This window comes from Janibacter sp. LM, assembly GCF_039631275.1.
Lineage (GTDB): Bacteria > Actinomycetota > Actinomycetes > Actinomycetales > Dermatophilaceae > Janibacter > Janibacter terrae.
In genome coordinates, this window is the sequence record NZ_JBDIVG010000006.1 from 279333 (window position 1) to 286334 (window position 7002).

The 7002-nt window shown below is 70.5% G+C and carries 8 protein-coding genes; 6 read left to right on the top strand and 2 right to left on the bottom strand.

Annotated elements, in window-relative coordinates:
• The first annotated feature begins 7 nt into the window (after positions 1–7).
• Positions 8–1384 (top strand): APC family permease, encoded by a 1377-nt coding sequence (locus tag ABC138_RS05180; RefSeq protein ID WP_345912925.1) that lies wholly within the window; start codon positions 8–10, stop codon positions 1382–1384.
• Position 1385: 1 nt separating this feature from the next.
• Positions 1386–1865 (top strand): universal stress protein, encoded by a 480-nt coding sequence (locus ABC138_RS05185; RefSeq protein ID WP_345912928.1) that lies wholly within the window; start codon positions 1386–1388, stop codon positions 1863–1865.
• A 4-nt stretch (positions 1866–1869) separates the two neighbouring features.
• Here the strand turns inward: ABC138_RS05185 and ABC138_RS05190 are convergent, their stop codons facing one another.
• Positions 1870–2451, bottom strand: coding sequence for a hypothetical protein (locus ABC138_RS05190; RefSeq protein ID WP_345912929.1), 582 nt, complete (start codon positions 2449–2451; stop codon positions 1870–1872).
• 60 nt (positions 2452–2511) lie between these two features.
• Between ABC138_RS05190 and ABC138_RS05195 the strand changes: the two genes are divergently transcribed.
• The 3 genes from ABC138_RS05195 (at position 2512) to ABC138_RS05205 (ending at position 4975) form a co-directional block, all read left to right on the top strand.
• Positions 2512–2679, top strand: coding sequence for a hypothetical protein (locus ABC138_RS05195; protein ID WP_345912931.1), 168 nt, complete (start codon positions 2512–2514; stop codon positions 2677–2679).
• Between the two features lie 19 nt (positions 2680–2698).
• Positions 2699–3544 carry an NYN domain-containing protein gene (locus tag ABC138_RS05200; RefSeq protein WP_345912932.1) on the top strand — a complete coding sequence of 282 codons (846 nt, stop codon included), beginning with the start codon at positions 2699–2701 and terminating at the stop codon, positions 3542–3544.
• 102 nt (positions 3545–3646) lie between these two features.
• On the top strand, positions 3647–4975 hold the full coding sequence (locus ABC138_RS05205; RefSeq protein ID WP_068421500.1) for a M15 family metallopeptidase: 1329 nt from the start codon (positions 3647–3649) through the stop codon (positions 4973–4975).
• On the opposite strand, the gene ABC138_RS05210 is transcribed toward ABC138_RS05205, so the two are convergent.
• Positions 4976–6334, bottom strand: a complete 1359-nt coding sequence (locus tag ABC138_RS05210) for an MFS transporter (RefSeq protein ID WP_345912933.1) — start codon at positions 6332–6334, stop codon at positions 4976–4978. It lies immediately after the preceding gene.
• Between the two features lie 257 nt (positions 6335–6591).
• On the opposite strand from ABC138_RS05210, the gene ABC138_RS05215 reads away from it, so the two are divergent.
• Complete coding sequence (locus ABC138_RS05215; protein WP_068324190.1) at positions 6592–6948, top strand: RNA polymerase-binding protein RbpA; 357 nt, start codon at positions 6592–6594, stop codon at positions 6946–6948.
• Positions 6949–7002 lie beyond the last annotated feature (54 nt).

The window sequence follows — 7002 nt, forward strand, 5'->3', positions numbered from 1 at the left end:
TGGGGCGATGTCCGTCGACACCGCCAGCCCAGGTGGCGCCCCCAGCGTCAACGAAGACTCCGAACTCAAGCAAGGGGTGAGTGGCAGACAGCTCTACTTCTACGTCCTCGGGGACGTGCTCGGGTCGGGGATCTACGTCCTCATCGGGCTCGTGGCCGGCGCCGTCGGCGGCGCCTTCTGGGCGGCCTTCGCCGTGGGTGTCACGGTGGCCACGATCACCGGTCTCGCCTACGCGGAGCTCGTCACCAAGTACCCGCAGGCGGCCGGCGCCGCGCTGTACGTCAACAAGGCCTTCCGCAACAGGACGCTCACCTTCTTCATCACCTTCTGCATGCTCTCGGCGAGCTACGCCGCGGCCGGTTCCCTCGCGACGGGGTTCGCGCAGTACTTCGGCGAGGTCTGGGACGCCGTGCCCGCGCTCGTCGTCGCCCTCTGCTTCGTGCTGGCCCTGGCGCTCGTCAACTTCATCGGCATCACCGAGTCGGTGGTCGCCAACATGGTCATGACCCTGATCGAGCTCTCCGGCCTGCTCATCGTCCTCGGGATCGGGGTGGCCGCGGTCGTCCAGGACAAGGTCGACCTCGGCCGCGTGCTCGAGTTCTCCACCGAGCAGAACCCCGCGCTCGGCCTCCTGGCGGGCGTGGCCCTCGCGTTCTTCGCCATGACCGGCTTCGAGAACGCGGCCAACGTCGCCGAGGAGACCCGGGACCCGCACCGTGACTTCCCGCGGGCCCTGATCGGCGGGATGGCCACCGCCGGCGTGCTCTACGTCCTCGTCGCGGTCACCGCCGCCTCGGTCGTGCCGATCCGGCAGCTGGCCGAGTCCGACGCGGCCCTGCTCGAGGTCGTCCAGGCCGGCTTCCTGCCCTTCTCCGTCGCCGTCGTGACCGTCCTCTTCGCGATCATCGCGATGATCGCCATCACCAACACGTGCCTGGTCTGCCTCGTCACGGAGTCGCGCATCCTCTACGGCATGGCCCGCGAGGACGTCGTCCCCGCTCCCTTCGCCCGCGTCAGCTCGCGCCAGGTGCCGTGGTTGGCGATCCTCTTCTCGCTCGTCGTCATCGGCGGGCTGCTCGTCTCCGGTGCGGACCTGGCGCAGCTGGCCAATGTCACCGTCGTCTTCACCCTGCTCATCTACGCGCTCGTGATCATCTCCGCGATGAAGCTCGACGGGCAGGACCGGCACGAACGGACCTTCCGCGCCCCCCGCGTCCTTCTCGTCGTCGGCGTCGTCGCCAACGTGCTGATCCTCGGGTACGTCATCTACGACGACCCGGGCTCGCTCCTCTACTGCGCCGCGCTCCTGGGCGTCGGCCTCGTCCTCTTCGTCGTCGAGCGTCTCCTCGGCGGCGGCACCCCGACCACCGATCTGGAGAGCTGACATGCACGTCCTCATCGCGACCGACGGGTCACGCCAGTCCCTGCGCGCGGCCCGGCACCTCAAGTCCTTCGCCGACCCGACCAAGGTGGAGGAGATCCTCGTCCTCGCCGTCACCCGGCCGCTCGCGAGCGTCTCCTTCGTCGACGAGATCTCCGACAACGCGGCGGCGCCGCAGCCGCTCACAGGCACCTCCTTCAGCGCCGAGGCGGAGGCGGCCGTCGCGACGATCGCCGGAGAGTTCGACGACTGGTCCGAGACGACCCGCGTGCGCACCCGCGTGCGCAGCGGCACCCCGTCGAGCGAGATCATCCGCGCAGCCAAGGTCTCGGGCATCGGCCTCATCGTGCTCGCCAGCGGGAGCCGCGGCCTGACCGAGACGATCCGGGTCGGCAGCACCGCGCAGCGGGTCCAGGCCTCGGCCCCGTGCCCGGTGCTCGTCGTGCGGCCCCTCCCCCGTCAGCGACGAAAGGAGAAGGGCTGACCCGCTACTCGCCGAACGAGACGAGGAGCACCGAGGAGTTCACCGGCTTCTTGCCGCCGAGCAGGCCCGTCATCCGACCCGCGTTGTTGCGCACGTTCATGTCGTACCCGAAGGAGTGCTCACCGCTCGGGCTCTGCTGGTAGAAGCGCAGCGTGGACTCGATCTTGCGGTACTTGCCCGAGCGGGAGGTGAGGTTGCCGGTCATCGCGGCCGAGCGCCCGGTGGACGAGACGTAGGCCCCGGAGCCGGTGTTGCGCATGGACGTCTTCGTGGCCATCGGGCAGTCCGCGCCGGCGGCCCCGGCGAGCGGGACGGTCGCGCCGGGCGCGCACCGGTAGGACTCGACGAGGACGTAGTTCTCCTGGTTCTTGCCGAAGGTCGAGGTGTTCCCGCGCTTCATGAGCACGGAGACCCGGTGGGTGTTGCCCGGGAAGCCCGTGAAGGCGCCCTCGTAGATGCCGACGTGTGTGACGGTGGCCAGCTGCGGCGGGGTGCTGCTCGTGGCGGCGGAGACGGCTCCGGCTGCGCCGACGAGGGCGGCGGTGGAGGCGAGGGCGATGACGGTGGTGCGGCGCGTGATGGGCATGGCTGGATCATGGCGCCAATAGCGCTGCAGCACCAGTCGTCCGTCGGCCCTGCTGTGGGCATGAAGATCGCTGTTGCCAGCCGGACCGCCGCAGGGACCCGCTCCCTCGGTCGCCGGGCCGCAGGAGATCCGGGTCGCCGAGATGGCGCAGCGAGCTGCTGCTCGCCCGGCGGCAGCCGCATCGGCGCGCGCACGTACGACGAGTGGCTGGCCACGCAGCGCGTCTGAGCGCAGGTAGGTTGCGGGCATGGACGACGACCACAGCAGCTCTGCCCGCATCGCGGTCCTCATCGACTGCGACAACGTGTCCGCCAAGCACACCGCGGCCGTGCTCGAGGAGCTGGCGAAGTACGGCACCCCGACGGTCAAGCGCGCCTACGGCGACTGGACGACCACCCAGCTCGGTGGCTGGAAGTCGGAGCTGCAGCGCAACGCCATCCAGCCGGTGCAGCAGTTCGCGTACACGGTCGGCAAGAACTCCACCGACTCGGCGTTGATCATCGACGCGATGGACCTGCTGTGGCAGGGCAACGTCGAGGCCTTCGCGCTCGTCTCCTCCGACTCCGACTTCACCCGTCTCGCCACCCGCCTGCGCGAGTCCGGCAAGCGCGTGTACGGGCTCGGCGCGCGCAAGACCCCCGAGTCCCTGCGTCGTGCGGTCGACCAGTTCATCTTCCTCGAGCTGCTCCAGGAGCAGTCGCGTGAGGACGAGCCGGACGAAGGGGGTTCCGCCGCGCCTGCCGAGGACGTCGCCGAGCCGACGATCAACCTCCAGTCGGCCCTCACCAGGGCGATCAACGCGACGTCCGGTGACGACGGGTGGAGCGCCCTCGGGCTCGTCGGCCAGCACCTGAGCCGGGCGCACGCCGACTTCGACCCGCGCACCTTCGGCCACCAGAAGCTCTCGAGCCTCGTCGACGAGCAGCCCTATCTCGAGACCCGCGCGGAGGGCTCCCGCCGCCAGGTGCGGCTGCGCACCAAGCAGCGCACCCCCGCTGCCAAGGCGGTGGGGTCGACCACGACGAAGACCGCGACGACGAAAACTGCGGCGAAGAAGACCCCGGCGAAGAAGGCGAGCGCCAAGAGGTCCTGAGGCGCTCGCCCTTCGCCGGGCGTCGTCCACACGGGCCATGTACCCCCGGGACGATCGCGACTACGATGACGCCGGTCTGCCTCTCCCCAGGAGTTCCCCTTCATGCTTCGTGGCCCTCGCCGACCGGACGGCACCGTCCGGACCGCTCTCGCGCTCTCGCTGGCCACGGCCGTCGTGCTCGCCCCCTCCGCCGGGGCCGAGCCGACCGACCCGACACCGACGTCTCCGGCGAACACGACCAGCGCCGTCACGGACCCGAGCACGGCCTGGAGCGCCGACACCACAGCCCCGCCGGAAGGGGACGCACCGCTCGAGGGGGCTGACCTCGACGCGCAGGTCGCGGAGGCCGACCGGCTGACCGCCGACCTCGTCAAGGACGACAAGGACATCGCGGCGGCCGTGCGGTCGCTGAAGTCCTACTCGACCAAGGCCAACTCGCTGCTGCAGAAGAAGGCGAAGGCGCGCGACGAGTACGACGCGGCCAAGGACGAGGCCGACGCCGCGCAGCGCGAGCTCGACACCTACCGCAACCGGCTGGCCAAGGGGCGCAAGGACCTGCGCAGCTGGGCCTTCGACACCTACACGCAGGCCGGCGGCTACAGCGACACGATGTCGATGGTCGGCACCCTCACCGACGAGTCCGGGACCTCAGGCAGCTCCGCCGGGGACCTCAGCTATCTCACCGACGAGCGCATCCGCACCGTCGACCTCGTCCGCAAGGACACGGTCACCAAGGCCTCCCTGACGAAGAAGAAGAGCAGGGCCCTGAAGAAGGCGGCGTCGGCCAAGCGCCGTGCCGACCGGGCCAAGGAACGTGCCGACGCCGTCCTCGAGGAGCGCAAGACCGCCCTGTCCGACCTGCGGCGCAAGCACGCGAAGGAGCTGCGCAGGTCCGGCCCCGTCGTCAACGCGCTCATCGGCATCCCCGACGACGAGGCCCAGGGCGCGAGCGACCGGCTCACCAGCGCGCTCGAGGAGCTCGGCCAGGACGTCAGCCAGTTCGAAGATGCCCGGCCCTGCTCGACCAACACGGGCAGCTACCCCAACGGGCAGATCCCGCCGAGCGCGCTGTGCCCCCTGCTCGGGGCTCCCGGCGAGTCGCTGCGCCCGGACGCCGCGGCCGCCTTCAACTCGATGAGCAAGGCCTACCAGCGCGACACCGGCCACTTGCTGTGCGTCACCGACAGCTACCGCTCGTACGCCGAGCAGGTCGTCACCAAGCAGCAGCGCGGTGGGTGGGCGGCGACACCGGGCCGCAGCAACCACGGGCTCGGCAAGGCGCTCGACCTGTGCGGCGGGGTCAACAGCTTCGGTCACCCGGCCCACCTGTGGATGCAGCAGAACGCCCCGCTCCACGGCTGGTTCCACCCGTCCTGGGCCGCTGCCGGTGGCACGCTCCCCGAGCCGTGGCACTGGGAGTACGCGGGCTGATCAGCCGGCCTGCGTGCCCACCTGCTCCTGCGGGGTCTTGACCGGCAGCAGCACGAGCAGACCCGCGAGCAGCACCACACCGATCCCGAGGATGCCCCAGTACTGGGTGTTGTCGTCGCCGGTGACCGCCGCGCCGATGGCGATCGCGACGCCGAAGGCCGCGGGTGACACGAAGGACACGACGCGTCCGGTCGTGGCGTACAGGCCGAAGATCTCGCCACCCTGCCCCTCGGGGATGACCCGCGCGAGGAAGCTGCGCGAGGCCGCCTGGGCGGGACCGACGAAGGCGGTCATCGCGAGTCCCAGCGTCCAGAAGACCATCGTGCCGCCGTCGTGCAGGAGGAAGATCGCCAGGCCGAGCCCGACCAGGGCGACGAGCGAGATGACGATGACCCGCTTCGGGCCGAGCACGTCGTCGAGGAGCCCGAAGAGCATCGTCGCGATGCCGGCCACGATGTTGGCCACCGCACCGAAGATGATGACCTCCCCCGCCGACATGCCGAAGGTCCCCGCCGCGAGGACGGCGCCGAAGGCGAACACGCCGGCGAGCCCGTCGCGGAAGAGGGCCGAGGCGCCCAGGAAGTAGACCGTGTGACGGGACTGCCCCCACAGCCGGCGAAGGGAGTCACCGACGAGCTTGTATGAGTCGATGATCCCGACGCGCGGTGCCTTGTCCCGGGGCGCGTCCTTGAGCACGAGGAAGGTCGGCACGGTGAAGAGCAGGATCCACAGGCCGCAGACGATCATCGAGACCCGGATGTCGAGCGCGTCCTCGCCCGTGACGCCGAAGAGCCCCACCTCCGGGTCGATGAAGACGAAGAAGAGCAGGAGCAGCACGAGGATGCCGCCGAGGTAGCCCATCCCCCACCCGAAGCCGGACACCCGCCCGATGTTGCTGGGCGAGGCCACCTGCTCGATGGACGCGTTGTAGTTGACGCTCGCGATCTCGGAGACGATCGAGCCGGCGCCCAGCAGGACCAGGCCGAGGACGAGGTAGGCCGGCTCGGGCCGCACGAGGAAGAGCGATGCCGACAGGGCCGCGAGGACCCACGTCAACAGGCGCAGGTTGCGCACGCCGCGCCCGGAGCGGTCGGAGTTCTGCCCGAGGACCGGCGCCAGCAGCGCCACGAGCAGCCCGGAGACGGCCGTCGAGATGGCCAGCGCGGTGGAGGTCGTGTTGGTCGAGCCGAAGCTCTCGCTCGTCAGGTAGACGGCGAAGACGAAGGTGGTGATCACCGTGTTGAACGGCTGGGCCCCCCAGTCCCACATCGCCCACCCGACGATCCGACCGACACCGCCCGCGGGTTCGGCGCGCAGGGCGGTCGTCGGCTCGGCCGGGGGCGTCATCGCGTCGGTCACGAGGCGAGGCTATCTGCCGATCCCCCGCCGATGTGCGCGACACGGCCGACCGCGCTATCCTGTGGGGTCGCCCCACATCCCGCCCCGCGAGGGCGGAGGGAGCTGGCCCTTCGACGGGTGCTGGCCGGCGGGCCCCCTGCTCCGCAACGGAGTGAGCAGCAGGGTCGAGGAACATCCAACGCACGCCGTGCGTTGAAGCACGCAGACGGGACCACGCGCAGGGGCGTGGCACCGACGGACACCAGGAGACTCGCAACATGGCAGAGCGCACGCTGCGCGGAACGCGCATGGTCAGCTTCAGCATGGAGACGACGGACAACGTCGTCCCGAGCGACCGTCAGATCACCACCTACGTGTGTGACGACGGCCACCGCACCGAGCTGCCCTTCTCCGTCGAGGCCGACATCCCGGGCACCTGGGAGTGCCGCTGCGGCAAGCTGGGCAAGCTCCTCGACGGTCCCGAGCCGGAGCTCAAGCCCGTCAAGCACGTCCGCACCCACTGGGACATGCTGCTCGAGCGCCGCTCGATCCCCGAGCTCGAGGAGCTCCTCGAGGAGCGTCTGGCGCTCCTGCGCGCCAAGCGTGGCGAGAAGCCGCGCAAGCGCAGCGCCTGATCCAGCACGTACGAAGGGGGGGGGGGGCCCCCCCCCCGGGGGGGGCCCCCCCCC

What these genes read in the sequence shown, in the direction of transcription:
- ABC138_RS05185 (WP_345912928.1), top strand. Translation starts at nt 1,386, where the DNA reads ATGCACGTCCTCATCGCGACCGACGGGTCACGCCAGTCCCTGCGCGCG.
- ABC138_RS05190 (WP_345912929.1), bottom strand. Translation starts at nt 2,451, where the DNA reads ATGCCCATCACGCGCCGCACCACCGTCATCGCCCTCGCCTCCACCGCC.
- ABC138_RS05180 (WP_345912925.1), top strand. Translation starts at nt 8, where the DNA reads ATGTCCGTCGACACCGCCAGCCCAGGTGGCGCCCCCAGCGTCAACGAA.
- ABC138_RS05195 (WP_345912931.1), top strand. Translation starts at nt 2,512, where the DNA reads ATGAAGATCGCTGTTGCCAGCCGGACCGCCGCAGGGACCCGCTCCCTC.
- ABC138_RS05200 (WP_345912932.1), top strand. Translation starts at nt 2,699, where the DNA reads ATGGACGACGACCACAGCAGCTCTGCCCGCATCGCGGTCCTCATCGAC.
- ABC138_RS05215 (WP_068324190.1), top strand. Translation starts at nt 6,592, where the DNA reads ATGGCAGAGCGCACGCTGCGCGGAACGCGCATGGTCAGCTTCAGCATG.
- ABC138_RS05205 (WP_068421500.1), top strand. Translation starts at nt 3,647, where the DNA reads ATGCTTCGTGGCCCTCGCCGACCGGACGGCACCGTCCGGACCGCTCTC.